The organism is Azospirillum halopraeferens DSM 3675, assembly GCF_000429625.1.
GTDB lineage: Bacteria > Pseudomonadota > Alphaproteobacteria > Azospirillales > Azospirillaceae > Azospirillum > Azospirillum halopraeferens.
In genome coordinates, this window is the sequence record NZ_AUCF01000020.1 from 51,447 (window position 1) to 77,858 (window position 26,412).

Consider the following 26,412-nt stretch of genomic DNA (forward strand, 5'->3'; position numbering starts at 1 on the left):
GGCCAAGCCGTTTGACGGACGGGGCCAGACCCACCATGTTGCGTTGCGTACCCCGAATGCCCTGCGGAACCCGCCCCCGTGACCTCCCTCGCCGAGACCGCCTTTCCCCGCGCCCCGCGCCCCGCCCCCCGCCCCGTCGCCCTGTGGCTGCTCGCCTGCTGCGCCATGGTGTTCGCCATGGCGGTGATCGGCGCCATCACCCGGCTGACCGAATCCGGTCTGTCGATGGTGGAGTGGAAGCCGCTGATCGGAATCCTGCCGCCGCTGTCCGAGGCGGAGTGGGAGCGCGTCTTCGCCCTCTACCGCGAGACGCCGGAGTACCGGGTCTACAACGCCTGGATGGACCTGGACGGGTTCAAGCGGATCTTCTTCTGGGAGTGGTTCCACCGCCTGTGGGGCCAGCTCATCGGCTTCGCCTATCTGGCCGGCTTCGTGTGGTTCCTGGCGCGCGGCGCGGTGCCGCGGGCGACGCAGCCGCAGCTCTGGGGCCTGTTCGCGCTGGGCGGGCTGCAGGGGGTCATCGGCTGGTTCATGGTCATGAGCGGCCTGGTCGACCGCCCCGACGTCAGCCATTACCGGCTGGCGCTGCACCTGGGCGTGGCCTTCCTGATCTACGCCCTGATGCTGAAGGTGGCGCTGGGCCTGCTCGACCCCGCCCCCCTGTCGGGCTGGCGCGGCGGCACCCGGCCGCTGCGCCGCCACGCCGGCTGGGCGCTGGGGCTGGTGAGCATCACCATCGTGTGGGGCGCCTTCGTCGCCGGCATCAACGCCGGCCTGGCCTACAACACCTTCCCCACCATGGCCGGCCGCTGGATTCCGCCGGAGATCGCCACCCTGCAACCCTGGTGGTTGAATCCCTTCGAGAACACCGCGGCGGTGCAGTTCATCCACCGCTGGCTGGCCATCGTCGCGGCGCTGGCGGTGCTGGCCCTGGCCTGGCGGGTGCGCGCCGCCTCCCTGCCCGGCCGCGCCGGCATGGTGGCGGGCCTGCTGGCGGCGATGGTGCTGGTGCAGGTGGGGCTGGGCATCGCCACCCTGCTGACCGTGGTGTGGATCCCCGTGGCGGCGGCCCATCAGGCCGGCGCGCTGCTGGTGGTCACCCTGCTGGTGTGGCTTCTGCATGAACTGCAACCGCCGGCCACGGGCCGGCCCGGCGGGGGGTGAGGGCGGCACGCAGGAGTTCCGCGGGGGATTCCCGTTGTTAGGCCGTACGCGGAACGACGCCGCCCCGGCGCGCCCTCAGCAATGTGAGGAACGTCGCCTTGATGTCCTCCATAAGCGCATGGGGCAGCAATCCATGAGCCACGCTTCCGGCGTCTCCCGGGCGCAGGGGGCGCAGATCGGGTCCGGGCCAGACAAAGGGTTGGCGTCCGTCAGCACGATCCATGACCGCGCAGCGTCGAGAACCGGACGTTGCTTCTTGGCGTGGGGAGTGACCGGGATCACGGCACAGGGGCGGTCTTCCACCCCTTCTTCCTGCCCACGGGCATGTTCATGGTGCCACCGTTAGCTGTAGCGAATGACCGGGCCCTTTACCGGTGTCGGGGAACGTCACCGCAACCGGAACCTATAGCTCGCCGTTGAAGGCCATGGATTCCGGGACGGGGGTCGACGCCTCCAGAGCTGCGATGTCGGCGTCCGCGAAATCATCGAGACTCAGCGCGTGCCGATCACGCCGCTTGAGGCGTTCGTGCTCTTCCCTGGAAATCAGCACCGTGCTTTCCCGGCCATGCCGGGTCACGGTCACCGCCTCACGCAGCGCCGGATCCTGATAGCGCCCGATGCTGCGCCGGAACTCCGCAGCGGAAACCTCATGCATGACGATCACCTCGCTGATCCCGGAAGAAAAGGCCCATCGGACGTCATCATCAATCCGTGCGTTGTGCCCTCAGGGAACCGCAACCACCGCCCGCACCGGCAGGTGGTCGGAGGCGCGGCGGGTCATGGTGGTGCGGACCACCTCGAAGGCGGGCAGGCGCAGGCCGCCGCGCACGTAGATGCGGTCGAGGCGCAGGGTGGGCATGCGGGCGTGGAAGCTGCGCGGGCTGGCCCCGTCGTCGAAGAACTGGTCGAGGCGGCGCAGCCGGGCCGAGTTGGGCGCCCATTCGTTGAGGTCGCCCATGAACAGGGCGGGCAGATCGGGGTCCCGCTCGATCAGGGTGAGCACGCGGGCCACCTGCTTGGCGCGCTCCCACGGGTCGAGGCCGAGGTGGGCGACGACCACGCGCACCGGCCGCCCCTCCACCTCCACCACCATGTCGATGCCGCCGCGCGGCTCCCGGTGGGGGACCCGCAGGTCGATGGGTGCCACCGAGCGCACGGGCAGCCGGGTCAGGATGCAGTTGCCGTAATGGGCGCGGGCGTTGTGCTTGGTCGGGGCGGGATAGGCGGTCAGGCCGGTGGCCCGCGACAGGTACTCGAACTGGTCCAGGCCCGCTTCGCCGCGGTGGTGCCAGCCCACCTCCTGCAAGCCGACGAGGTCGGCGTCGAGGCCGCGGATCACCTCGGCGATGCGGTCGGGGGCGAAGCGCGCATCCAGGCCGACGCAGGAGTGGATGTTCCAGGTCGCCGCCGCGAAGGAGGCCATGCCCTCCGGCACCGCCTCCTGCCGCCCCTCGGGCGGGCGGGAACGGCGGCGGATGCGGGCGGCCCGCAGCGCCGCGGCCAGTTGCAGGACTCGCTCTCGACTCACACGGATCACGGTCGCTTCGCTCCCTTCGTCTTGCCGCGCGCCCGGATGCCGGACAGGACGCGGCCGGCCAGCCATCCCGCGGCCACCGCCAGCACGCCGGCACCCGCCAGCAGCGCCACGTCGGCCGCCGTCGGATCGTACAGCGTCCGCCGGAGCTGCTCCCCCAGCAGGCTGAACGCCAGCGTTCCCGGCGCCAGCCCGATGGCGGTGCCGATCACGAAGTCCGGGAAGCGGACCCGCGACGCCCCGGCCGCCAGATTGATTACGGTGTACGGGGCGACCGGCACAACCCGGATCGTCGCCACCGCGAGGATTCCGCTGTCCGCCAGGGACCGGCTGGCCCGCATCAGCCGCCGCCCGCCCAGCCGCTCCAGGGGCCGCCGGCCCAGACGACGGCCCACCCAGAAGGCCGCCGCCGCCGAAGCCAGCGCCCCGGCCATGGCGGTCAGGAAGCCCGTCAGCGGCCCCAGCGCGATCGCCGTGGCGGCGACCAGCACGGTCAGCGGGAACAGCACGAATCCCGCCGCCACATAGACGCCGACCAGCAGCAGCGGCGCCAGCGCCGATTCCCCCAGCGCCTGCAGGGTGTCGAGCACGGTGTCGAGCGACGCCCAGGCGGACAGGTCGCTCCACCGCCACAGGGCCGCCAGCCCGCCGAGCGCCAGCAGCGCCACCAGAAGGACCGCCCACTGACCCCAGCGCCGCGGAATGGTCGACGGCAGGGCACGGCCGATCAGTTCCGTCGCCGCCCGCGGCCGGTCGGGGTCGAGCAGGCGCGACTCCGCCACCAGCCCGGCGATGGGGCCGGGATCGGTGTCGGGCAGCGACTCCAGCGGCACCATCCGGCGCCCCTCGCCGCGGTCCAGAGCCTCCACCGTGGCGACCAGCGAACCGGTCGCGGCAAGCACCCGCTCCACCCGTTCCGGTGTCGTACCGAGATGTTCGGCAATCAGATCGTTTCGGGTGCGTGCAATTGCGGCGCGGCCCTCGGCGTCGTCCGCGCCCGCCTCCAGCGCCAGGTCGCATTCGGTGTCCAGACCCATGGACCGATTGGCGAGGTTGGCCGAGCCGATGCGCAGCAGCCGGTCGTCGACGACCATCAGCTTGGAGTGGACGGTGATGCAGCGGTCGCCGTCGGTCACTGCGGCGTAGAGGCGGAAGCGCCCGTGCCGGTCGGCCGCCCGCAGCGCCTCGAACAGGCGGCAGCGGGCGGCCGACATCACCGCGTTCTCCATGCCGTTGGGGGTGCGGATGGGATTCACCACCACCACCTCCGGCCCGTCCGGTTCGGCCAGGCGGGCCTTCAGCGCCTCGGCCACGGCGTCGGCGGCGAAATACTGGCTCTCGATGTAGATCGAGCGGCGCGCCGCCGCGATGGCCGTGCGGAACAGCGTCTCCACCTCCACCACCTGCGGCCGGCCGTTCCACGCGGGATCGGTGCGGGCGATGGCCACCGTGCGGTCGCGCAGCAGCGGTTGCAGGCGCATCGGCCAGGGGTCGCGCCGCCCGCTGCCGCGCGGCGGCGGCGGCAGGACGGGGGGCGCCACCTCCTCCCCCGTGGCGCGGCGCCAGCGCTCGCGCAGCAGGTCGCCCAGCGCGCGGGCGGCATCGCCGTCCACCGCCATCATGGTGTCGTGGAAGGGTTCGTACGGCGTTCCGTCGGGCTGCCGGCGCAGCGGTTCGTCGGCGCGATGGGCGCGCGTGTCCCAGCGGTTGGCGGTGATGTCGATGCCGCCGCAGAAGGCGACGCGGTCGTCGATCACCAGGACCTTCTGGTGGTGGCAGCCGCCGGTGGGGTGGTCGGTGTCGATGCGGTAGCGCAGGCGCGGGTGGGTGAACCAGCTCTTGATGGCCAGCGGCTTCTGCCAGCGGGTGACGGCGAACAGCTCCGCATAGCCCCACTTCAGCACCCGGATCTCCAGTCCCGGCCGCGTCGCCGCCAGCCAGTTGAGGAAGGTGCCGAGCCGGTCGGGGCGGCCGTGGCGGCGGTCCTGCGGCGTCAGGCGGACGCGGGTGTCGACGTCCCAGGCGGCCAGCAGGATCGACCGGCGGGCGCGCCGCATCGCCTCCTTGGCGGCGGCGAAGTACTCCTCGGCGTCGACCAGGACGGCGACGCGGTCGGCCCGCTCCAGCCGCCAGCAGGTCTCGCCGGGGACCAGCAGAGGCCGGTCGGCGGAGGGATCGGACGCGGTTCGGGCGGACGGAGCGAACATGGATCGGCTTCGGTCGGTGGATGCACCCGAGAGTAACACCGCGGCGGCCCGGGTCTCCCCAACAACGTTCGGGCATCCCCCTACGGAGACCGGAAACCCTTGCCGCCCGGCGCTGCTGCGCTTACCGTCGCCGGGTCCGGGGCTGTCCGCACCGCCGGTCTCCGTCCCCCTCTCTTTCCCCGTCCCCGATGATCCCGTTGCCGCACCGGCCCGCCACCGCCCCCTCCCGATCGCCGCGACGGGCACGCCGATGCTGAGCGCGGCGGCGCGACTGGCCGGCCTGCTGGGGGGCCTGGCGCTGCTGGCGGCCGCGGTGGCGTTCGCCGCCCCGGAACCCGTCGCCGCCGCCCTGGCGCGGGCCGCCGCCGGCCTGCCGGACAGCACCGCACTGCTCCTGGCCGCCCTGGCCGGCGGCCTCGCCGCGGGCACGGCGCTGGGCCTGGCGGCCGCACGGCCGGCGGAACCGGGGACCGGCACCGACGGCACACCGGCAGGACCGGCGGTGCCGGCCTTCCTGATCGTGGCGGTGGCGGTCGCCGCGGCCGGCCGGCCGGGCACCGCGGTGCTCGCCGCCGCCCTGGCGGTGGTGCCGCTGGTGCACACGGCCCGTCTGGCCCGGCGCAGCCTCGGCGCGGCGCTCGGCGGCGGTGTCGTGCTGGCCGCCCGCGGCCGCGGCGCGGCCGCCCGCACCGCCCTGTGGCGCCACGCTTTGCCGACGTCCCTGGCGCCCGCGGCAGCCGCCATCGGGCCGCTGGCCGCGGCGCTGGTGCCGGGCGTGGTGGCGGCCGAGGCGCTGACGGGCCGGCCGGGCGCCGGCGCCACGCTGGTGGCGGCCCTGGGCGACGGCGACGGGGTGACGGCGCTGGCCGCCGCGGCGCTGCTGGCGGCCCCGGTGGCGGTGCTGCACGCCGCCGGCGTCACCCTGCGGGCGGTGCTCGACCCGCGGCCGCCGGCGCGCTGAGGAGGATCGCGATGGCCGGCTCCGGTACCGGGCACCCCCTCGAGACGCCGGCACGGCGCGCCTGGCGCCGCTTCGCCCGGCACCGGCTGGCCGTCCACGCGCTGGGCCTGCTGACCGCCCTGCTGCTGACGGGACTGCTGGAGCCGCTGATCAACGGCCGGTACCAGGCCGATCCGCTGCTGCGCGCGCTGGGCGCGGCACCCGAGACCCTGGCACTGGCGGTGCTGGCCGGGGGAACGGGCGCGGTGGCCGGGCTGGCCTGGGGCTGCGCCGCGGCCCTGGCGGGCGGGCGGGCGGCGCGGGCGCTGGTCGCCCCGGCGCGCGCCCTGGCCGTGCTGCCGCTTCCCCTGCTGCCGGTTCTCGCCGCCGGGCTGTGGGGCCGCGATCCCGGCCTGCTGGCGCTGGCCATCGGCGCCGCCATGGCCCCGGCGGTGGCCGTAGCGGCGCACCGGGCGACCGTCGCCTCGGCCCGGTGGACCCACCTGGCGGCGGCCGAGGCGGCCGGGCTCGGCGCCGGCCGCATCCTGATGCACCACCGCCTGCCCGGCCTGACGGGTCCCTTCCTGCTGGCCGCCTGGCCGGCCTTGCCCGGCGCCCTGGCGGCGGAGGGCTTCGCCGGGCTGCTCGGCTTCGGCATGCCACCGGAGCCGGCGACCTGGGGCACCCTGCTGGGCGCCGCGGCGGCGGGCCCGCTCGGCGCCGGTCTGCTGGCCCCGGCCGGGCTCCTGGCACTGGCGCTGGCGGCCCTGCACGTCATCGGCGACGGGGTGCGCCGCGCCGTGGGGGAGGTGGCGCCGTGAGCCATGCCGCCCCCCTGCGGGCCGAGGGGCTGACGGTCCGGGCGGGATCGGTCCTGCTGCTCGACCGCATCGCCCTGACGGTGGCGCCGGGCGAGGTGGTGGCGATCCGCAGCCACGGCGACCCGGGGGCCGGCCTGCTGCTGCGCGTGCTTGCCGGCCTGCCGCCGCCGGGCGTGGCGGTGGAGGGCACGGCCGCCGCACCGGCCCGCGCCGTGCTGCTGCCCCGCGGCGGGCCGCTGACGCCCCACCGCACCCTCGGCGCCCACTTCACCGAGGTGCTGGCCACCCGGGGCCTCGACCGCCGCGCCGCGGAACGCCGGGCGGTGGAGCTGCTGGAGGAGCAGGAGGTGCCGGCGGCGGCGCGCCGGCTGGTCCTGCGCCCGCACGAACTGACGCCCGGCCTGCGCTGGCGCGCCGTTCTGGCTCTGGCGCTGGCCGCCGCACCGGCGGCCATACTGGCCGACGCGCCGGCCGCCGAGCTGGACGCGACGGTGCGGGCGCACCTGCTGCACCGGCTGGCGGCGCGGGCGCGCGCCGACGGCATCGCGCTGCTGCTGGCCGGACGGGACGGCGACGGCACGTCCGCCCCGGCCGACCGGGTGCTCGACCTGGACGGCGGCCGGCTCGGCCCGGCTCCGGCGGCGGTGCCGCTGCCCGCCCTCGGCGACGCCGCGCCGGCCGGACCGCCGGCCCTGTCGGTGCGCGACCTGCGCGTCGTCTTCCCTCTGGGGGGCGGCAGGGACCTGGCCGCGGTGGACGGCGTCGGCTTCGATGCCGCCGACGGCGATGCCATCGCGCTGCTGGGCGAGAGCGGCAGCGGCAAGGCGATCCTGGCGCGCGCCCTGGTGCGGCTGGTGCCGGTAGCCGGCGGGCGCATCACCTGGCTGGGCCAGGACCTCACGGCCCGCGACCCCGCCACCCTGCGCCTGGCCCGCCATGTGGCGCAGCCGGTGTTCCCCGACGCGCGGGCGGCGCTGACCCCCGGCCTGACGGTCGGCGAGCAGATCGTCGAGGCGGTGGCGGCCCTGGTGCCCCGGGCCGACCCGGCGGCCCGCCTCGACCTGGCCCTGCGCGAGGCGGGGCTGCCCGCCGCGGCGGCCCGGCGCTATCCCGCCGACCTCACGCCGGGCGAGGCGGCGCTGGCCGGCCTGGCCCGCGCCCTGGCGCCGGGGCCGGCGCTGCTGGTCGCCGACGAGCCGCTGGCGATGCTCGACGCGGGCGAGCGGGCGGCCGTGCTGGACCGGCTGCTGCACGCCCGCAGCGCCCATGGCCTGACCCTCGTCCTGGCCACCGCCGACGCCGGACTGGCCCTGCGCGCCGCCCACCGCATCCTGGTGATGATGGGGGGGCGGGTGGTGGAAAGCGCCGACGCCGACACCCTGCGCCGCGGCGCCCTGCACCCGCTGACCCGGGCCCTGCTGGCGGTGGCCGACGGCCGCCCGCCGGACCTGACGGGCGACCCGCCGTCACCGCTGATGCCGCCGTCGGGATGCGCGCTGCGCCTGCGCTGCCCGCACGCCCGCGACCATTGCGCCGGCACCGTGCCGGACCTGGAAACCGTCGGCCCCGGCCACCGCGTGGCCTGCCACTTCCCGGCGGACGCCGGGGTGCCGCGGCCTCTTCCCCCGGCATAGGGACAAAAAGTCGCAACCCCCGTCCCTTGCCTGCGGATGAGTGTGTCGGTTCTGTTGCCGATGAGTCTATCGTACGAGTTGATGCCGAACGATCCTTGCCACTCGATGACCGCAATCCACCCAGAAATGACCGGGTGCGGCGGGTTCGGTCTGCTGGAGGGGCTGTCGACGCCGCTGTGGCTGCTGCGGTTCGACGGCAACGTGGTCTGGCTCAACCGGCCCGCCCGCGCTCTCCTGGACCTGCCCGACGGCTTGCCCCTCCGGACGGCGCGCGCCGACGTGCCGGCGGCGGTGCTCGACGCCCTTGCCGGGGCCGGGGCGGACGCCAGGGTTGATGCCCGCATCGCCTTCCGCTGCGGCGATCGCCGCGGCGAGGTCGCGGTGGACGCCCGCCTGTCGGTGGCCCGCGACCCCGCGACGGCGGCGCACGGGCGTCTGGTCCTGGTGGAGGCACCGGGGGACGCGCCGGCCCGGCAGGAGGTGATCCGCCTCACCGAACAGCTCGTGGCGCTCTCCTACGCCTATCCCGACATGCGCTTCGACCTGCGGCACGACGGCACGATCCTCGACTTCGCCGCCGCCAGCCCGTCGGAGCTGAACATCCCGGCCGAGCGGTTCCTGGCCCGGCGCGTGCAGGACGTGCTGCCCGATCCCGCCGGCGGCCTGATCGGCGCGGCGCTGGAGCGGCTGCGGTCGGGCGACACCGTCACCGGGGTTGAGTTCGAATTGCCCGGCCCGCAGGGGGAGCGGGTGTTCGAGGCGCGGATGGTGACGCTGCCGGATGGCGGGCGCATCCTGTGTTCAATCCGCAACGTGACCGAGCGGGTCACCGCCGAGCGCCGGGCGCGGCACGCCCACGCCCTGCTGATCCACGCCATCGAAAGCATCGACCAGGGCTTCGTGCTGTACGACGCCGACGACCGGCTGGTGCTGTGCAACGGGCGCTACCGCGAACTCTACTCCACCTGGGCGGACCTCATCCGGCCGGGCGCCCGCTTCACCGACATCCTGCGCGCCGGTGCCGAGCGCGGCCTCTACGCCGTGCCGCCGGAGGCGCTGGAGGCGTGGCTGGCGGACCGCCTGGACCGCCACCGCGATCCCGGTCCGCCCTTCGAGCAGTTGATGAGCGACGGCCGCTGGATCCTGGTGGAGGAGCGGCGCACCGTCGACGGCGGCACGGTCGGCCTGCGCACCGACATCACCGACCTGAAGCGCCGCGCCGCCGACCTGCAGGCGGCGCGCGACGAGGCCGAACGGGCCAACCGCCGCAAATCCGACTATGTGCACCACCTCAGCCACGAGTTGCGCACGCCGCTCAACGCCGTAATGGGCTTCGCCCAGATCATCGCCGACGAGATGATGGGGCCGGTCGGCACCCCCTGCTACCGCGACTACGCCGGCCAGATCGCCACCGCCGGCGTCTACATGCTGGACCTCATCAACGGCATTCTCGACCTGGCCAAGATCGAGGCGGGCCGGATGACCGTCGCGGACGAGCCCTGCAACCTCGCGCTGATCATCGACCTGACGTTCGGCATGATGCAGCCCCGTGCCGAACGGGCCGGGGTGGTGCTGGTCAGCGACGTCCCGCCGGAGTTGCCGGCGGTGCTGGGCGACGTGCCGCAGATCCGGCAGATGCTGACCAACCTGATCGCCAACGCCATCAAGTTCTCACGCGGGGAGGATCGCCGCGTCATGGTGCGCGCCGTGCGGTGCGACGACGGCGGCATCGTCGTGTCGGTGGAGGACAACGGCATCGGCATGGCGCCGCAGGACATCCCCCGCGCTCTCGATGCCTTCGGGCAGGTTCACGACCGCCCGCTGCCCGGCGACCGGGGCACCGGCCTCGGCCTGCCCCTCACCCGCGCGCTGATCGAGCTGCACGGCGGCAGCCTCGCCATCACCAGCACGCCGGGCGTCGGCACTACGGTGAGCCTCGCCTTTCCCGCATCACGGGTGGCGGCGGAATAGGCGGACAAAGAGAGAAAAAGCACAAAAGAAAAGGGCGGCGCACGGAACCGGCGGGCCGCCCGGCAGGAAAGACCGGCGCTCCGGCGGGCGCGAAAGGCCCGGCCGGGAGCGTCCCGAACGGGATCAGGCGGCCTTCTTCAATGACGCGGCCTCGCCGAAGGCCTTCACCACCTGCTCCACGAAGGCGGGCAGGTCATCCACCGAACGGGCGGTGATCAGGGTGTCGCCGACGACCAGCGGCTCCTCCGACACGGTGGCGCCGGCGGCGGTCAGCTCGTCCTTCAGCGCGTCGGGAGCGGTCAGGGTGCGGCCCTTCAGCTTGCCGGGAATGGCAAGGAGCTGCACACCCTCGTCGATGGCGGCCACCGGCTTGCCGGCGTCCAGGAAATGGCCGACGATGCGGCGGGTGTGGGCGTTCTGCAGCAGCTTGACGATGCTGCGCTCGCCACCGGGCAGCAGCAGCATGTCGTAGTCGGAACCGAGAACGTCGCCCACCTGCTTGTCGACCGGGAAATAGTGGCCCCAGGCCTTGCCGTGCCAGCCGTTCACCAGCCCCTGCTCGGGCGAGATGGTGCGCAGCGCCGCACCGGTCTTCAGCAGAGCCCGCTGGGGCTCCGTCATCGTGGTCTCTTCGAAGCCGTTGGCGACGAGAATGGCAATGGTCTTTCCTGCAAGGGGTTGATCCATGCTGTACGATCCTCTCGTTTGTTGGTCCTGAACGACGAAGCGGCCCGCGGCCGTCACCCCCTACGCCACCCGGCTTGCGCGCGCTTCGGACGCGCCCGGCCGGGTAGAGCCTTCACATCCGGAAACGGCGATCCGCCACCGGGCCGGGGAACGGGCGCGGTGCGGCGAAGGGACCCGACGCCGGTCCTTCATGGGGTGCCGGCGCAGGGGCAGGGATGCCCCGGTCGTTTCGATTTTTGCATGCAACACAAGTGGGGCCTCGAAGGTCCCGAGTCAATCATTAGATTCCGCGCTGCACCGTATGCCGGACCCGCGGCAGGCGCAGGCGAGGCCGTCGCCATTTGTGGCGTCGGCGCGCATGCCCTATGCTCGTCACCCGGACGACGGCTTCGGGGGCGGGTGATGCGGGGTGGACGGCGGACCGGGTGCGGCGGGCGGGCGGTCCCGGTGGTGGCGGCGGCGGTGCTGGCCGGTGCGGCGGGAAGCTGGCCGGCGGCGGCGCAGGTGGCTACCGATGGCACCATGGGCCCGGCGGTGACCCTGACCGGCCCCGACGTCGCCATCCCCGCCACGCTGGGCACCCGCACCGGCGCCAACCTGTTCCACTCCTTCGCCACATTCGGCGTGCCGGCGGGCGGCAGCGCCACCTTCGGCGCGCCGGCCGACGGGGCGCCGGTGAGCGCCGTGGTGGCGCGGGTCACCGGCGGCGGTGCCAGCGCCATCGACGGGCGCCTGGCGTCGGAGGTGCCGGGGGCCGACCTCTACCTGCTGAACCCGGCCGGCATCGCGTTCGGCCCGGGCGCGTCGCTGGACGTGCCGGGCGCCTTCCATGCCGCCACGGCCGACACCCTGCATCTGGCCGACGGTGGCCGGTTCGACGCGCGCGACCCCGGCGCCTCGGTGCTCACCGTTGCACCGCCCTCCGCCTTCGGCTTCGCCTCCGCCAACCCGCCGGCGGCGCTGACGGTGGATGGCGCGACGCTGGCCGTGGGAACGGGACGCACCCTGTCGCTCGCCGGCGGGGCGGTGGCGCTGAACGGGGGGCGGGTCGCCGCCCCCGGCGGCACGGTCACCGTCACCGCGGCCGACGGGCCGGTGACGATGGGCGGCGGGGCCGTGGTGTCGTCGAGCGGCAACGGCGGCGGGGAGGTGCGCATCGTTGCCGGGTCCCTGGTGGTGGAGGGCGCCGCGGTGCGCGCCGACAACACCGGTGCCGCCGACGCCACGGCCGGTGTCACCATCGCCGCCGGCACGGTGACGGTGCGCGACGGCGGCCAGGTCACCGCCCACACCGGCGGGGCCGGGCGGGCGGGCACCGTCGCCGTATCGGCGGACCATGTGGCGGTGATCGGCGACGGCCGGACGGTGAACACCGTCGTCGGCGCCCGCGCCCTGCGCGGCTCCGCGGGCGACGCCGGCACCGTGCGGGTCACCGCCGACGTGGTGGAGGTGCGCTACGGCGGCATGTTCAGCACCTCCAGCCTGGACGCCGGCAACGCCGGCCGCATCGAGGTGGAAGCCGGGCGCACCGTGATCAGCCACGACGACGGCGCGGTGGGATCGGGCACCGGCCTGTTCTCGCTGGCCTCCGCCGCCTCGCGCGGCGACGCCGGGTCCATCGTCATCCGCGGCGGCAGCCTGGAGGTGCTGGGGGGTGCCCAGGTCAGCACCCGCACCGCCTCGACCGGACAGGCGGGGTCGGTCGACATCAGGGTCGGCCACCTGGCGGTGAGCGGCCACAGCCGCGGCGACCCGTCGCTGATCAACAGCCAGAACGCCCCCGGCACATCCGGCGACAGCGGCAGCATCACCATCGTGGCCGACGCCGTCGAGGTCCGCGACGGCGGGCGCATCGGCTCCAACACCCGCGGGTCCGGCAGCGGCGGCGTCATCACCATCACCGCCGGCCGGCTGGTGATGGCCGACGGCGTGGCCGGGCTGGACACCGGCATCGGCAGCCGCGCCACCATCGGGTCCACCGGCAACGGCGGCACCGTGGTGATCCGCGCCGGCCACCTGGAGATCCGCGACGGCACGGGCATCACCACCTCCACCAGCAGCACCGGCCAGGCGGGGTCCATCACGGTGACGGCGGGGACGCTGGTGATCGACGGCGCCCGCGCACCGGCGGGGTCCACGCCGACGGGCATCACCTCGTCGGTGGAATCGACGGCCGCCGACGCCGGGAACGGCGGCAGCATCGTGGTGCAGGCCGACCGCGTGCGCATCGCCGCCGGCGGCCGCATCGCCGCCACCAGCGACGGCGGCGGCACGGCGGGCGACATCCGCATCACCGCCGCCGACCGGCTGGAGCTGCGCCCCGGCGGCTTCATCACCACCGCCACCACCCGGTCCGACGGCGGCAACGTGGCGGTGGACGCCGGCCACCTGGTCCACCTGTCGCAGGGCGAGGTGACCACCAGCGTCGCCGGCGGCGCCGGCAACGGCGGCAACATCGCCCTGACCACCCCCATGCTGGTGCTGCGCGACGGCACCATCCAGGCCAACGCCTGGGGCGGCAACGGCGGCAACATCGCCATCTCCGCCGAAAACCTGCTGTCCACCCCGGACAGCCGGATCGAGGCGTCCTCCCGGCTCGGCCTGTCGGGCAGCGTGACGGTGCAGGCACCCGACGGCAAGGCCACGGCCAACGCCGTGCCCCTGTCCACCGACGTCACCGACCCGGCGACCCTGCTGCCCGCGGCCTGCGCCGCCCGCGCCGCCGGGGCCCCGGCCAGCACGTTGGTGGGCGGCGGGCGCGGCGGCGTCGGCCCGCTGCCCGACGGGCCGCTGCTGGCCTCCGCGGAACCGCCGGCCGCCCCGGCAGCGGCCGGCGGCGGCCCGGTCGTCGTGGCGTGCGCCCCGTGATGGCGGCGGTCCGCGGCACCGTGTGCCGGGTCGCGGCGGTGCTGCTGCTGGCGGCCGGCCTGTTCCCGGCGGTTCCGGCGGCGGCGGCGGACACCGCGACGTCGGTGGACGGGCTGACCGCCACCCTGTCCACCCCCGGCACCGCGGCGGCCGAACGCGCCGCCCTGCTGCTGCGCCGCGCCGACGCCCACCGGCGCCTGGGCTTCGTGCCCCGCGCCGCCGAGGATTTCCGCCGCGCCCTGGCGGAGGCCGAAGCGGCGGGCGACGGCGCCCTGGTGCGGCGCGCCCACGCCGGCCTGGGCAACGCCTACCTGCGACTGGGCGAGCGGGAGGCGGCGCACCGCCACCTCGACGCCTGCGCCGGCCTGTCCCGCAGCGCGGGCGACGCCGCCACCGGTGCCGCGGCGCTGGTCGGGCTGGGGGTGCTGCACGACCTGTCGGGGGACCGGCCGGCGGCGGAACGGGCTTTCGCCGCGGCGCTGGAAGCCGCCGACGCCGGCGGCCGGCCGGTGGTGGCGGCGCGCGCCGCGCTCAACGCCGCCCGCCTCGCCCTCGACACGCCGGATGGCGCCGCGGCGGCCCGGCCCTGGCTTGCCGCCGCCGCGGCACGGCTGGCCGCGGCACCCGACGACGCGGACACGGCGATGACCCTGGTCGCCTTTGCCCGCCTCGACCACCGGGCCGCCGGCGGCGCCCCGACCGAGGCGGCGCACGGCTCCCTGGTGCGCGCCGCGGAGCAGGCGGAGCGCCGCGGCGACCGCCGCACCGCGTCCTTCGCCCTGGGCACGCTGGGGGGACTGTACGAGTCGGCCGGACGGACCGCCGACGCCCGGGCGCTGACGGCGCGCGCCGCCGCCGCCGCGGTCGCCGCCGGCGCGCCGGAAAGCCTGTACCTGTGGGAATGGCAGGCCGGCCGGCTGGCCGAGGCGGCGGGAGACGGCGACGCGGCGCTCGGCGCCTTCGCCCGGGCGGTGGAGGTGCTGGACACCGTGCGCGGTGAACTGGCCGCCGAGGCCCTGCCCGGCCCCGGCCTGTTCCGCGAGGTGGTGGAGCCCGTCTACCTGGCCTACGCCGACGCCCTGCTGCGGCGGGCCGGACCGGACGGCGACCCGGTGCTGCTGCGGCGCGCCCGCGCCGCCATGGAGCAGCTCAAGGCGGCGGAGCTGGAGGACTACTTCAAGGACGACTGCGTGGCGGCGCTGGAATCGCGCACCCGGCCCATCGACCGACTGGCCCCGCGCACCGCGGCACTCTACCCCATCCTGCTGCCCGACCGCACCGAACTGCTGGTCAGCATCGGCGACGACATCCGCCGCGTCACCGTTCCGGTCGGCCGGACCCTGCTGGCGCAGACGGCGGGCACCTTCCGCCAGCTTCTGGAGAAACGCTCCACCCACCAGTACCGCGAGCCGGCGCAGCAGCTCTACGACTGGCTGATGCGGCCGCTGGAAGGGATGCTGGAGGCAGCCGGCGTGGACACGCTGGTGGTCGTCCCCGACGGCCCGCTGCGCGCCGTCCCGCTGGGCGCTCTGCACGACGGACGGGACTTCCTGGCCGCGCGCTACGCCGTCCCGGTGTCGCCCGGCCTCACCCTGGTCGATCCCCGTCCGCTGCCCCGCGACAGGGTGGAGACGCTGCTGGCCGGCCTGTCGGTCAGCGTGGACGGCTACCCCGCCCTGCCGCAGGTGCGGGCGGAGCTGGAGCGCATCGCCGCCCTCTACCCCGCCCGCGTCCTGCTGGACGAGGACTTCCGCGCGGAGTCGCTGGCCGGCGCGCTGCGGCGCACCGCCTACACGGTCGTCCACATCGCCTCGCACGGGGAGGTCCTGGCCGATCACAGCCGCAGCTTCCTGCTGACCCACGACGGGCGCCTCACCCTGGACCGGCTGGAAGCGCTGGTGAAGCTCGGCCGCTTCCGCTCCGACCCGGTGGAACTGCTGGTGCTGTCGGCCTGCCGCACCGCGGCCGGCGACGACCGCGCGGCCCTGGGCCTGGCCGGGGTGGCGATCAAAGCCGGCGCACGCAGCGCCCTGGCCAGCCTGTGGTACGTCAGCGATGACGCCTCGGCCGAACTGATGCAGGGATTCTACGCCACCCTGCGCCGCCCCGGCATGTCCAAGGCCATGGCCCTGGCCGGCGCGCAGCGGTCCCTGATGGCCGACCCGCGCTTCCGTCATCCCTATTACTGGTCGGCATTCCTGCTGATCGGCAATTGGCTGTGACGATAACTTTCGCAGGCGCGGCGGGGGTGCTGCATACGCGGATACGCGATCAATTCAACCTATTTCGCAACCAGTGCGGATATGCTAAGGTCCCGCTCAGGTTTGAATGCGAACCGTGGGCGCGGCATGACCGCTGCACCGGATTCGGCGGGAAAGGCATCGGCACGATGACGCATCGGTCCGGAACGGTCCGGGTGATCATGGGGACGGCGATGGTCGCCCTGGCGTTGGGCCTGTCGGCACCGGCGGGTGCGGGCGAGGCGGACGGCATGGCCGCACACCCGCCCGCCACCGCCACCTCCATCGTCTTCAGTCCCACCGGCCGCGGCACGCCGGGAACCCGCATCATCGGCAGCGTGCGCGGTGTCGCCGGATCGCCGCTGGTGGCCGCCCTGACCCCCCCGGACACGGGTGAGACGACGCTGGCCCAGCCGACCCTCCACTGGTTCGTCTCCCACCCCGTGGAAGCGCGGGTGGAGATCACCGTGGTCGACGAACGCACCCAGCGCACCGTCCTGGAAACCACCGCCGATGGTCCGGTCCGTCCCGGCATCTGGGCCTTCCCCCTCGGTCCCCACCGGGTGACCCTGGAGCCGGGGGTGGAATACCGCTGGTCGGTGTCCCTGGTGCGCGACCCCGCACAGCGGTCGCTGGACCTGTTCGCCAGCGGCACCATCCTGCGCGTCGACCTGCCGCAGGACCTCGCCGCCCGCCTCAACCGTTCCCGCCCGGCGGAACTGCCCTACGCCCTGGCCGGAGCCGGGCTGTGGTACGACGCGCTGGCCATCCTGTCAGCCCAGATCGCCGCCGACCCCGCCGACCCCGCCCCCCGCGCCGCGCGCGCCGACCTCCTGCGCCAGGTGGACCTGCCGGAAGCGGCGGCGTTCGACGGGGCGAGGGGCTGACCGTCCGGCCCCGGCCCGCTCATACGGCCGGAAAAAGATCCGTTCCATTGGTTTCCGGCCGTGAAGCCCGACGGATCAATGCTTTGCATTGATCGATAGGGTGATACCGACGGCATCATTCTGATGCCGTCGGTATCAGAACGGGACCACGGTCAGGCGGAAATGGATGCCCCGGTCCTGGAGATCGGTGCGGCCCGGCATCTGCACCCGCTCGAATCCGTGGCCGTAGTAGACGGTCATGCCGATGTGGCGTGTCGGCGACCACAGCAGGCCGAAGCCGGCGCCGGTCAGCCGGTCGGGACCCGCCGAGTCGCCGCCGCGGTCGAAGGCGCGGCCGACGTCCACGAAGGCGGCAACCTGCACGGTGCCGTCGTCGGCATCGCTGCCACCGGGCGCCAGACGGGCGACCGGCACGCGCAGCTCCGCCGAGCCCACCAGGGCGTTGTCGCGCACCAGCAGGTTCTCCCGGAAGCCGCGCACGGTGGACAGGCCGCCGACGGCGAACCGCTCGATGGCCGGCAGCGGACCGTCGGCGAACTGGGCGTCGGCGCGCAGGATGAGCTGGGCGCCGCTTTCGGTCAGCCGCCGGGCGAACTGCACCTGCCCCAGCCAGGTGACGAAGCGGCCATCGCCCCCCTGCGCCGACCGCGTCGCCCCGAGGACAGGCAGGCCGAGGCTGAGGGTGGAGCGGGCGGCCAGCGCCGTGTCGGTGCCGCGCCGCGTCCAGGTCTGCCCCAGCCGCAGCACGCTGACGTCCACCACTCCGTCGGACCCGGAGAAGCCGAACCGCTCCCCCAGGAGCCAGGTGGAACTGCGCCGCCGCGCCGCCGTGACGTCCAGGCTGACGTCCTCCACCGCCGTGCGGTGCACGGGATGGCTCAGCCCGACCTCCAGGGTGGTGGTGCGGCTGACCAGGTCGAGAACGGAGAACGGCGCCTCCACCACCCGCGCGTCGGTGTGGTCGACGGCGACGCGCAGCCGGGTGCCCGCCGCCGCCAGCGGCACGTCGGCCGCCAGCCCGACGTCGGTGAGTCCGCGGGTGGCGGCCGCCCGCGCCCACCAGCGGTCGCCGGCCCCGGACAGGTTGCGCAGCAGCAGGTCGCCGCGGGCCGCGGTGGCGCCGGTGGCCGGGGTGCGGTCGTTGGCCAGGGTCACGGTGCCGGAGGCGAGCGGCGTCTCCTCCACCCGCACCGCCAGCACCCCCTCGCCGGGGCGCAGGCCGGGCTCCAGCCGCGCGTCCAGCCGTTCGATCATGGGGTCGCGCAGCAGCACGGCGATGCCGTCGCGCAGGGCGGCGATGTCCAGGGGCTCGCCGCCGGTCCGCTCCAGCCGGCGGACGACGTAGCCGGGGTCGAGCCGTTCCGGCCCCGACACCTCCACCGCCGTCAGCCGCCCTTCCACGGCCTGCATGACCACCACCCCGTCGACCACCCGCTGGTCGGGCAGGACGAAGCCGGAGTTGACGAAGCCCCGCTCCACGTACAGGGCGGTCAGGGCGCGGCGCAGCGCCTCCAGCTCCGCCGCGCCGACGCGGCGGCCCACATAGGGGGCGGCGGCGGCGCGGATGGTCTCCTGCGGCAGGACGCCGTTGCCGACGACGCGCAGCTCGCGCAGAAGGACGCTCGCACCGGACGACGGCGTGTCGGATGCCGGCGGCGGCAAGGGCGGCGGCGGCAGGGTGAAGGGCGGCGGTGCGGCGAAGTCCGGCAGCGCCGGCCGCACATCGCCGGGGCGCACCGCCGGCGGGGCCGCCGGCACGCCGATCCCCTGCGCCGCCCCCGGCGGCGCCGCCACGACCAGGGCGCACGCCAGCAGCAGCGCCGCCGACGACGACGGGCGGAAGGCGCGGCACCGGGGCGGACGGGCATGGGGCGGCGTCACGAGCGATCGCAGCGGTCGGGGAGCATCGAAGGGGCGCCAACTTAATGGCAAAGCCCGCGGCGGGCAAAAGCAATCGCCACCGGCAGGCGGTCGCGCGCATCCCGGCGCTTCCACTAGGCAAACGCGCGCGGATCGCCTAGAAATCGTCCATGAGCACTGCACTGCGAATCGGCACGCGCGGCAGCCCCCTGGCGCTGGCGCAGGCCCACGAGACCCGCGACCGCCTGGCCGCGGCGCATCCCGACCTCGCCGCCCCGGACGCCATCGAGATCGTGGTCATCAAGACCACCGGCGACCGCATCCTGGACCGTACCCTGGCCGAGGCCGGCGGCAAGGGCCTGTTCACCAAGGAGCTGGAGGAGGCGCTGGCCGACGGCCGCGTTGACCTGGCCGTCCATTCCATGAAGGACGTGCCGACCTGGCTGCCCGACGGCATGGCCCTGGCCTCCCTGCTGCCCCGCGAGGATCCGCGCGACGCCTTCTTCTCCCGCGGCGGTCACGGGCTGGACGACCTGCCGGCGGGGTCGGTGGTCGGCACCGCCGGGCTGCGGCGGCAGGCGCAGGTGCTGGAACGCCGCCCCGACCTGACGGTGGTGCCGCTGCGCGGCAACGTGCAGACCCGCCTGTCCAAGCTCGATGCCGGCGAGGTGGACGCCACGCTGCTGGCACTGGCCGGCCTGCGCCGTCTCGGCCTGACCGAGCGGATCACCGCCGTGCTGGAGCCCGACGTCATGCTGCCCGCGGTCGCCCAGGGCGCCATCGGCATCGAGACGCGCAGCGCCGACGACCGCACCCGCGCCTATGTGGCCGCCCTGAACTGCCCCGCCACCGCCACCCGCGTGACGGCGGAGCGGGCGCTGCTGGCGGCCCTGGACGGATCCTGCCGCACGCCCATCGCCGCCTTGGCCCGCCTGGACGGCGACGCCCTGACGCTGGAGGCCAAGGTGCTGTCGCCCGACGGTCGCCGGGTGTTCCGCGCCGGGCGCGCCGGCACGGCGGCCGAGGCCGCCGCCATGGGGGCCGACGCCGGCGCCGAGATCAAGGCGCAGTTGCCGCCCGACTTCTTCCGCACCTGACGGCGCGCCGGTGAGCGACGACCGCACCCGCGTCCTGATCACCCGCCCGGCGGAGGACGCCGCCCCCCTGGCCCGGCGCCTGGCGGCGCTGGGCTATGAGGCGTCGGTGGAGCCGATGCTGGACATCGCCTGGCTGGACGGGCCGGAGCCCGGCCTGGACGGCGTACGGGCCCTGCTGTTCACCAGCGCGAACGGGGTACGGGCGTTCATTCGGCGTACGGCCCGGCGCGAACGGCCGGTCTATGCGGTGGGCGACGCCACCGCGCGGGCGGCGGCGGACGCCGGTTTCCGCCATGTGGAAAGTGCCGGCGGCGACGTGTACGCCCTGGCCGATCTGGTGGCCCGCCGCTGTCCCGCCGGGGAAGGGCCGCTTCTTCATGTCGCAGGCACCGTGGTGGCCGGCGATCTGGCGGGCCTGCTGGGCGAAAAGGGCTTCGTCGTACGGCGCGAAGCCATGTACGAAGCCCTCCCTTCGGCCGGTCTGACGGCGCGAACGGCGCACGACCTGGACGAAGGTCACATCCGGGCCGTGCTGATTTTCTCTCCCCGTACGGCGCGTTCGTTTGTTAGTTTGGTCGGTGAGGCCGGGCTGATCGAACGCTGTCGTACGGTCGACCTCCTCTGCCTCAGCCCCGCGGTCGCGGAGGCTGCCCGTACGTGCGGCGAGGAGCCGGTCCCCTGGCGGTGCGTACAGGTGGCGGAACGGCCGGAGCAGGACTCCCTGCTCGCCTTGCTGCCGGATCGCAGCGGCGGTGCGGCGTAGGGGTTCCGAACGCGGACGAGGCTGCGGCGCATCCAACGCCGCGGCCCGGTTGCCGTTGAACCATTCAAGACGTGAATCAGTCAAGAACGCGACCAAGCGCGACCAAGAAGGCAGTTCATGACCCCTCGCCCAGGCTCTGATCACCCCGAGGGGGAACCGACCGGCCAGACGCCGTCGGAGTCCCCGTCCGCCACCGACGGTGCCGCCGTCGAACGCATCATCGAGCGGTTCGGGGGCATCCGCCCCATGGCCCACAAGCTCGACACGCCGGTCACCACCGTGCAGGGCTGGAAGAAGCGCGGCGCCATACCGCTGTCGCGCCACCCCGACCTGCGCGCCGCCGCCGTCAAGTTCGGCATCCCGCTGGACGAGGCCGACCTCGAAGCCGCCACCCCGGCAGAGGACCGCTCCCCGCCGACCGGCGAACCGGCCGACGCCGCCGGAACCGTGCCGGAGACCGGGGCCGCCGCGCCGGAGCCGCAGGACCGGGACGAGGCGCCCGCTGCCGCCGCCGCCACCCCGCCCACGGCCACACCCACGGCCGCCGGAGAGCGTCCCTATTCCCCGCCGACGCCGGTGGTCACGCAGGACACCCGGTCCGGCGGCGCCGGCTTCGCAACGTTCGTGTCGCTGGTCGCCCTGCTGGTCGGCACCGCGGCGCTCACCGAGCGCTGGTGGGCGCCCCACGTCCCCGGCTGGCAGGCCGAGGTCGCGGCTGAGCCGGACCCGGTGCTGAGCGAGCGCATCCGCACCCTCGACGACCGCATCGCCGCCCTGGAGAGCCGGCCCGCTCCGGCGGCCGGGGTCGCACCGGGCGAGGTGCAGGCGCTGGCCGACCGTCTCGCCGAGCTGGAACAGCGGCCGGCCCCGGCCGCCGGCAACGGGACCGCCGCCGGAGGGGCCGACCCGGCCGCCCTGGACGCCCTGGCCGAACGGGTCGCCGCCCTGGAGAACCGGCCGGCGGAACCCGCCGCGGCCGCCGAACCGGCGCCGGATCCGCGCGTCGGCCAGCTCGCCGACGCGGTGACGGGCCTGCGCGACAGCGTGGGAACGCTGGAGGGCCGGCTTTCCGCGGTCGACGCCAACGCCCGCGCGGCGGAACAGCTCGACCAGCGTCTCGCCGGTTTGCGGCAGGAGGTCGAACAGCTCGCCGGCCTGCGTCAGGAGGTCGAGCAGCTTGCCGGCCGGGTGCAGGCGGGCAACGACCGCGAGGCGGCGATGCAGGCGCTGGTGCTGGCCGCCGGCCAGCTCCGCAGTGCGCTCGCCGCCGGCCAGCCGTTCCGGCAGGAGCTGGATGCAGTGCGGTCCCTGGGCATCCGCGACGACGCGGTGGCGGGGGCGCTCGACGCCGTCGCGCCGTACGCCGACCGGGGCATCCCGACCCGGCCGCAACTGGCCGAGCGGTTCGAGCCGCTGGGCAGCAGCATCGTGCGCGCCGACATCCGGGGCGAGGGCGGCGACTGGCTGGACCAGGTGCGCGGCACCGTGTCGACGCTGGTCACCGTGCGGCGCCAGGGCGGCGGCGTGGTGGGTGACAGCGCCGAGGCGGTGGTCGCCCGCGCCGAGGCGGCGGTCCGCGAGGGCAGCCTCACCGATGCCGTGCGGGAGCTGGAAACCCTGCGCGGCCCGGCCGCCGAGGTGGCGGCCGACTGGGTGCAGGCGGCGCGCGCCCGCCTGGCCGCCGACACCGCCATGAACACCCTGTCCGGCCGCGCCATCGCCCTGCTGGGCGAAGGAGCCCGCTGATGGCCCGCGCCCTCTGGTTCCTCATCAAGGTGGCGATCGTCGTTGCGATCGCCGTCTGGCTCGCCGAACGGCCCGGAACGGTGGCGATCGCCTGGCAGGGCTGGGTGGTGGAAACCTCGGTCGGCGTGGCGGTGCTGGTCACCGTCGCGGCGCTCGGCCTGGCAGCCCTGCTGTACCGCCTGTGGCGGGCCGTGTGGGGCGGGCCGTCGTCCCTGCGCCGCTACCGCCGCACGCGCCGGCGCGAACGCGGCTATCAGGCGCTGACCAAGGGGCTGGTGGCGGTCGCCGCCGGCGACGCCGGCACCGCCCGGTCCATGGCGCGCAAGGCCGACGGGCTGCTGAACGAGCCGCCGCTGACCATGCTGCTGTCGGCCCAGGCCGCCCAGCTCACCGGCGACGACGCGGCCGCCCGCCGCTATTTCACCGCCATGCTGGAGCGTCCGGAGACCGCCTTTCTCGGCCTGCGCGGCCTGCTGACCCAGGCGCTGCGCAAGGGCGACCGGGTGGAGGCGCTGACGCTGGCCCGCCGGGCGCGGCAGATCCAGCCGGACACCCCGTGGCTGCTCGCCACGCTGTACGATCTGGAGGCGCGCTCCGGCGATTGGGCCGCGGCGGAAGCGACGCTCGAGGCGGCCGTCCGGGCCGGCGCCGTCACCCCAGAGGACGGCCGGCACCACCGCGCCGCCCTGCTGCTGGAACGCAGCTTCGAGGCGGAGCGCCGCGGCCGTTCCGATTCGGCCCTGCACCACGCCCGGGCGGCCCACGACCTGCTGCCCGGCTTCGTGCCGGCCGCCGCCCGTCTGGCCGGCCTGCTGGCCGGCGGCGACCGGCTGAAGCAGGCGGCCAAGGTGGTGGAGCGGACCTGGCGCCTGCTCCCCCACCCGGAACTGGCCGACGTCTACCGCCAGGTGCTGGAGGGCTACGACCCGCTGGCCCGCGTCAAGATGTTCCAGAAGCTGCTGTCCCAGTCCCCCAACCACGTGGAAAGCCATCTGGCGCTGGCCCGCGCCTGCCTGGACGCCAAGCTGTGGGGTGAGGCCCGCACCCACCTGACCAAGGCCATGGAGCTGCAGCCCTCGCGCCGCATCCACCGCCTTCTGGCCGAACTGGAGCGGGGCGAGCACCAGGACGAGGACGCGGCGCGCGCCTGGCTCGTCCAGGCCGCTTCCGCCCCCGCCGACCCGGCCTGGACCTGCCGCTCCTGCGGCGCGGTCAGCCGCGATTGGGCCGGCCTGTGCGGCCATTGCAGCGCTTTCGACAGCCTGGACTGGAAGCAGCCGACGGTGGCCTTGCACCCGGCACCGGCGGATGCGGTCACCGGCCCCGCCCCGGCCCTGCCCACCGCCATCGGGACGCTGCCCGCGGTCCCCGAACCGGCGCGCTGACCACCGCCCATCGCGTTCCGCCACAGCGCGGCGATCACCGGGGCCCCTCGTCCGCACGGCGGAGGAGGGGCCCCGCGTCGTTTGGCCGTCTGGATTCGCCCTGCGGGAGTCCCTAAGCTCGGCCGGACAACCGATCCCGGCCACCCCCAACCCGCAGGATGCGCATGACGTCCGATCCCCCCGACGCCATGCCCGAGAACCCGGCCCCCGAACATCCAACCGATGCCCTGCCGCGGGCCATCGTCGACGGTGCGCTCGACGCCATCCTCGTCATGGATGCCGACGGGCGCCCGGTGACGGTCAATGCCGCCGCCGAGCGCATCCTCGGCTTCGACCGCCACGCCGCGGCGGGACGCCCGGTCGAGGAACTGATCGTCCCACCCGACGGACGCGAGGCGTTCCGGCGGGCGGTCGCCACCTGCCCGGGACCCGGCGGCGCCGTGAACGGCCACCGGGTCGAGACGACCTGCCTGCGGGCCGACGGCAGCGCCTTCCCGGCGGAGATGACGCTGACCCGGACGCCGGTGAACGGCACACCATACGTCGCCATCCACCTGCGCGACATCGGCGAACGCAAGGCGCAGGAGCGGGCGCTGCTGGAGGCCAAGGCGCGGGCGGAGGCGGCGGCCCGGGCGAAGAGCGTTTTCCTCAACACCATGAGCCACGAGCTGCGCACCCCCCTCAACGCCATCATCGGCTTTTCGGAGTTGATCCGCGACGGCGCCCTGGGGCCGCTCGGCGATCCGAAGTACGGGGAGTTCGCCGCCGACATCACCGAAGGCGCGCGTCACCTCCTGGGGATCATCAACGACGTCCTCGCCGTCTCGCGGATCGAAGCGGGCGAGCAGCGGCTGATGCCGGAAACCATGGATCTGGGGGCCGTGGTGCGGTCCTGCCTTCAGATGGTGCGCGACCGGGCGGCCAAGGCCGGGGTTACCCTGGTCGACGACACCGGGGCGCTGCCGGTCGGCCTTCACGCCGACCGCGGCGCGGTCATGACCATCCTCGTCACGCTGCTTTCCAACGCCGTGAAGTTCACCCCGCCCGGCGGCGAGGCGCGCATCGGTGTGGCCATGGGGTCGGACGGCACGCTGCTGCTCACGGTGACCGACACGGGCATCGGCATCCCGCCCGACGCCGTGGACCGGGTGTTCGAACCCTTCCATCAGCTCGACGCCGGTCCCGGCCGCCGTTACGAGGGCGCCGGCCTGGGCCTGACCATCGCCCGTGCCCTGATGGAGCGTCACGGCGGCTCCATCGACCTGGCCGGCACGCCCGGCGGCGGGACCACCGCCACCCTGCGGTTCCCCCCGGTGGACCGGTAGAGGTATCCTTCAGCCCTCGGGACCGCCGCGGGTGCCGTCCAGGATGGCGCCGTCCAGCCGGGCGTCGGTGGCGATGCAGCCGGTGAGGTCGGCCCGCGACAGGTCGGCCCGGCGGAGGTCCGCCGCGATCAGCGACGCGCCGGCAAGGCGGGCGCGCACCAGGGAGGTGTGCAGCGTCTGCTTGGCCCCGGCGATCACCAGGGCCGACAGGTTGGCGCTCTCCAGGTCGGCGCCGATGAGGATGGCGCGGTCCAGCGTGGCGCCGCGCAGGTCGGAATGGCGCAGGTCGGCCGACCGCAGGTCGGCGCCGTCGAAGCGGACAGCCTGGAGCTGGGCGCCGGCCAGCACCGCGTTGCGCAGGTTCACCTCACTGCCCACCGCCAGCGTCAACACCGCACCGGTCAGGTTGGCGCCTTCCAGGTTGCGGCCGGACAGGTCCATCCGGCGCCCGACCTTGCCGCCGGAGCCGAGCCACAGCATGTGCTGGCGCTGCATCTCGGCAAACACCACCACGGTGCCGTCCGGGGGCGGCGCGGCCACCGGGGGGTGGTGCGGGGAGGCGGGCTGCCGCGCCTCCGCCGCCGCCGCCTGTTCGTCCGTGCGGACGGCGGCGGTCAGGTCCAGTTCGTTCATGAACGCGCCGTCCAGGCTGGCACCGCGCAGGTCGGCGTCGGTCAGATCGGCGCCGTGCAGATCGGTGCCGACGAAGGTGCAGTCGCGCAGGTCCGAACGGTCCAGCCGCGCCCCGATCAGGGAGCTGTTGGTGAAGTCGACGGAGCGGGCCAGGCTGCCGGTGAGCCGGGCGCGCGACAGGTCGGCGTTGGTGACCCGCGCCGTCGACAGGTCGGCCGGGCCGGGGATGAAGCCGACCACCTTCGTCTCCGCGGTGCTCTGCTTGGAGACGGTGCTGCTGTCGCGCAGGTCCACCTCCACCAGCGCCGCCCCTTCCATGTTGGCGCCGCGCACGTTGGCGCCGCGCAGGTCGGTGCGGAACAGGCGGGCGTTGCGCAGATCGGCGTTGCGCAGGTCGGCGCCGAACAGGTCGGCGTGGTCGAGGATGGCACCCTGAAGCCGGCCCCCGCGCAGGATGGCGCCGGAAAGGTTGGCGCCGGCCAGGTTGCGGCCGGAGAGGTCGAGACCGGTCAGGTCGAAGAACGGCAGGTTGGCGCGCGCTCCGCCCGGCCGGCCGTCGGCGAAGCGGGCATGCCGTTCGCAGACCCGGTCCAACTGCTCCTGGGTGAGGCGGATGCGTGTCCTGAGCTTGCCGTCGTAGGCCATGGTCC

19 protein-coding genes are annotated in these 26,412 nt (G+C 74.9%); 13 read left to right on the forward strand and 6 right to left on the reverse strand.

What is annotated here, in order from left to right:
- Positions 1-78: 78 nt before the first annotated feature.
- Positions 79-1,164 (forward strand): COX15/CtaA family protein, encoded by a 1,086-nt coding sequence (locus G472_RS0117915; RefSeq protein WP_029009471.1) that lies wholly within the window; start codon positions 79-81, stop codon positions 1,162-1,164.
- A 403-nt stretch (positions 1,165-1,567) separates the two neighbouring features.
- Here the strand turns inward: G472_RS0117915 and G472_RS0117920 are convergent, their stop codons facing one another.
- From G472_RS0117920 to G472_RS34035, 3 genes are all read right to left on the reverse strand, one after another.
- A complete protein-coding gene (locus tag G472_RS0117920) occupies positions 1,568-1,819 on the reverse strand; it encodes a type II toxin-antitoxin system Phd/YefM family antitoxin (RefSeq protein ID WP_029009472.1) in 252 nt (83 codons plus the stop codon).
- Positions 1,820-1,888: 69 nt separating this feature from the next.
- Complete coding sequence (locus G472_RS0117925; protein ID WP_029009473.1) at positions 1,889-2,701, reverse strand: endonuclease/exonuclease/phosphatase family protein; 813 nt, start codon at positions 2,699-2,701, stop codon at positions 1,889-1,891.
- On the reverse strand, positions 2,698-4,905 hold the full coding sequence (locus tag G472_RS34035) for a VTT domain-containing protein (RefSeq protein WP_051340972.1): 2,208 nt from the start codon (positions 4,903-4,905) through the stop codon (positions 2,698-2,700). The genes G472_RS0117925 and G472_RS34035 overlap by 4 nt, the downstream gene beginning before the upstream one ends.
- A 250-nt stretch (positions 4,906-5,155) precedes the next feature.
- Between G472_RS34035 and G472_RS34040 the strand changes: the two genes are divergently transcribed.
- The 4 genes from G472_RS34040 to G472_RS37380 all read left to right on the forward strand — a co-directional run bounded on the left by G472_RS34040 (position 5,156) and on the right by G472_RS37380 (position 10,271).
- Positions 5,156-5,866 (forward strand): ABC transporter permease subunit, encoded by a 711-nt coding sequence (locus G472_RS34040; RefSeq protein ID WP_035692908.1) that lies wholly within the window; start codon positions 5,156-5,158, stop codon positions 5,864-5,866.
- A gap of 11 nt (positions 5,867-5,877) precedes the next feature.
- Positions 5,878-6,666 (forward strand): hypothetical protein, encoded by a 789-nt coding sequence (locus tag G472_RS34045; protein ID WP_051340973.1) that lies wholly within the window; start codon positions 5,878-5,880, stop codon positions 6,664-6,666.
- Positions 6,663-8,300, forward strand: coding sequence for an oligopeptide/dipeptide ABC transporter ATP-binding protein (locus G472_RS34050; protein ID WP_051340974.1), 1,638 nt, complete (start codon positions 6,663-6,665; stop codon positions 8,298-8,300). Before G472_RS34045 ends, G472_RS34050 begins: the two co-directional genes overlap by 4 nt.
- A gap of 105 nt (positions 8,301-8,405) precedes the next feature.
- Positions 8,406-10,271 carry a PAS domain-containing sensor histidine kinase gene (locus tag G472_RS37380; RefSeq protein ID WP_156927168.1) on the forward strand — a complete coding sequence of 622 codons (1,866 nt, stop codon included), beginning with the start codon at positions 8,406-8,408 and terminating at the stop codon, positions 10,269-10,271.
- 123 nt (positions 10,272-10,394) lie between these two features.
- On the opposite strand, the gene G472_RS0117955 is transcribed toward G472_RS37380, so the two are convergent.
- Entirely contained in the window at positions 10,395-10,958 is a 564-nt protein-coding gene (locus G472_RS0117955; protein WP_029009474.1) for a DJ-1/PfpI family protein, read from the reverse strand.
- A gap of 402 nt (positions 10,959-11,360) precedes the next feature.
- Here G472_RS0117955 and G472_RS0117960 point away from each other — a divergent pair, with 402 nt between their 5' ends.
- From G472_RS0117960 to G472_RS0117970, 3 genes are all read left to right on the forward strand, one after another.
- On the forward strand, positions 11,361-13,826 hold the full coding sequence (locus G472_RS0117960) for a two-partner secretion domain-containing protein (RefSeq protein ID WP_084536741.1): 2,466 nt from the start codon (positions 11,361-11,363) through the stop codon (positions 13,824-13,826).
- Positions 13,826-16,048, forward strand: a complete 2,223-nt coding sequence (locus G472_RS34060; protein ID WP_156927169.1) for a CHAT domain-containing protein — start codon at positions 13,826-13,828, stop codon at positions 16,046-16,048. The genes G472_RS0117960 and G472_RS34060 overlap by 1 nt, the downstream gene beginning before the upstream one ends.
- Before the next feature lie 167 nt (positions 16,049-16,215).
- Positions 16,216-16,953 (forward strand): DUF928 domain-containing protein, encoded by a 738-nt coding sequence (locus tag G472_RS0117970; RefSeq protein ID WP_084536742.1) that lies wholly within the window; start codon positions 16,216-16,218, stop codon positions 16,951-16,953.
- Between the two features lie 135 nt (positions 16,954-17,088).
- Here G472_RS0117970 and G472_RS0117975 read toward each other — a convergent pair whose 3' ends face one another.
- On the reverse strand, positions 17,089-18,834 hold the full coding sequence (locus G472_RS0117975; RefSeq protein WP_029009477.1) for a ShlB/FhaC/HecB family hemolysin secretion/activation protein: 1,746 nt from the start codon (positions 18,832-18,834) through the stop codon (positions 17,089-17,091).
- Positions 18,835-18,983: 149 nt separating this feature from the next.
- Between G472_RS0117975 and hemC the strand changes: the two genes are divergently transcribed.
- The 5 genes from hemC to G472_RS34080 all read left to right on the forward strand — a co-directional run bounded on the left by hemC (position 18,984) and on the right by G472_RS34080 (position 25,129).
- A complete protein-coding gene (gene hemC, locus G472_RS0117980; RefSeq protein ID WP_029009478.1) occupies positions 18,984-19,910 on the forward strand; it encodes a hydroxymethylbilane synthase in 927 nt (308 codons plus the stop codon).
- Between the two features lie 10 nt (positions 19,911-19,920).
- Positions 19,921-20,673 carry a uroporphyrinogen-III synthase gene (locus tag G472_RS34065; RefSeq protein ID WP_035692910.1) on the forward strand — a complete coding sequence of 251 codons (753 nt, stop codon included), beginning with the start codon at positions 19,921-19,923 and terminating at the stop codon, positions 20,671-20,673.
- A 117-nt stretch (positions 20,674-20,790) separates the two neighbouring features.
- Positions 20,791-22,419, forward strand: coding sequence for a mitofilin family membrane protein (locus tag G472_RS37385; protein WP_029009479.1), 1,629 nt, complete (start codon positions 20,791-20,793; stop codon positions 22,417-22,419).
- A complete protein-coding gene (locus G472_RS34075; protein ID WP_051340977.1) occupies positions 22,419-23,804 on the forward strand; it encodes a heme biosynthesis protein HemY in 1,386 nt (461 codons plus the stop codon). The genes G472_RS37385 and G472_RS34075 overlap by 1 nt, the downstream gene beginning before the upstream one ends.
- Before the next feature lie 164 nt (positions 23,805-23,968).
- Entirely contained in the window at positions 23,969-25,129 is a 1,161-nt protein-coding gene (locus G472_RS34080) for a sensor histidine kinase (protein ID WP_051340978.1), read from the forward strand.
- Between the two features lie 9 nt (positions 25,130-25,138).
- Here the strand turns inward: G472_RS34080 and G472_RS0118005 are convergent, their stop codons facing one another.
- On the reverse strand, positions 25,139-26,407 hold the full coding sequence (locus G472_RS0118005) for a pentapeptide repeat-containing protein (RefSeq protein ID WP_029009480.1): 1,269 nt from the start codon (positions 26,405-26,407) through the stop codon (positions 25,139-25,141).
- Between the last annotated feature and the right edge of the window lie 5 nt (positions 26,408-26,412).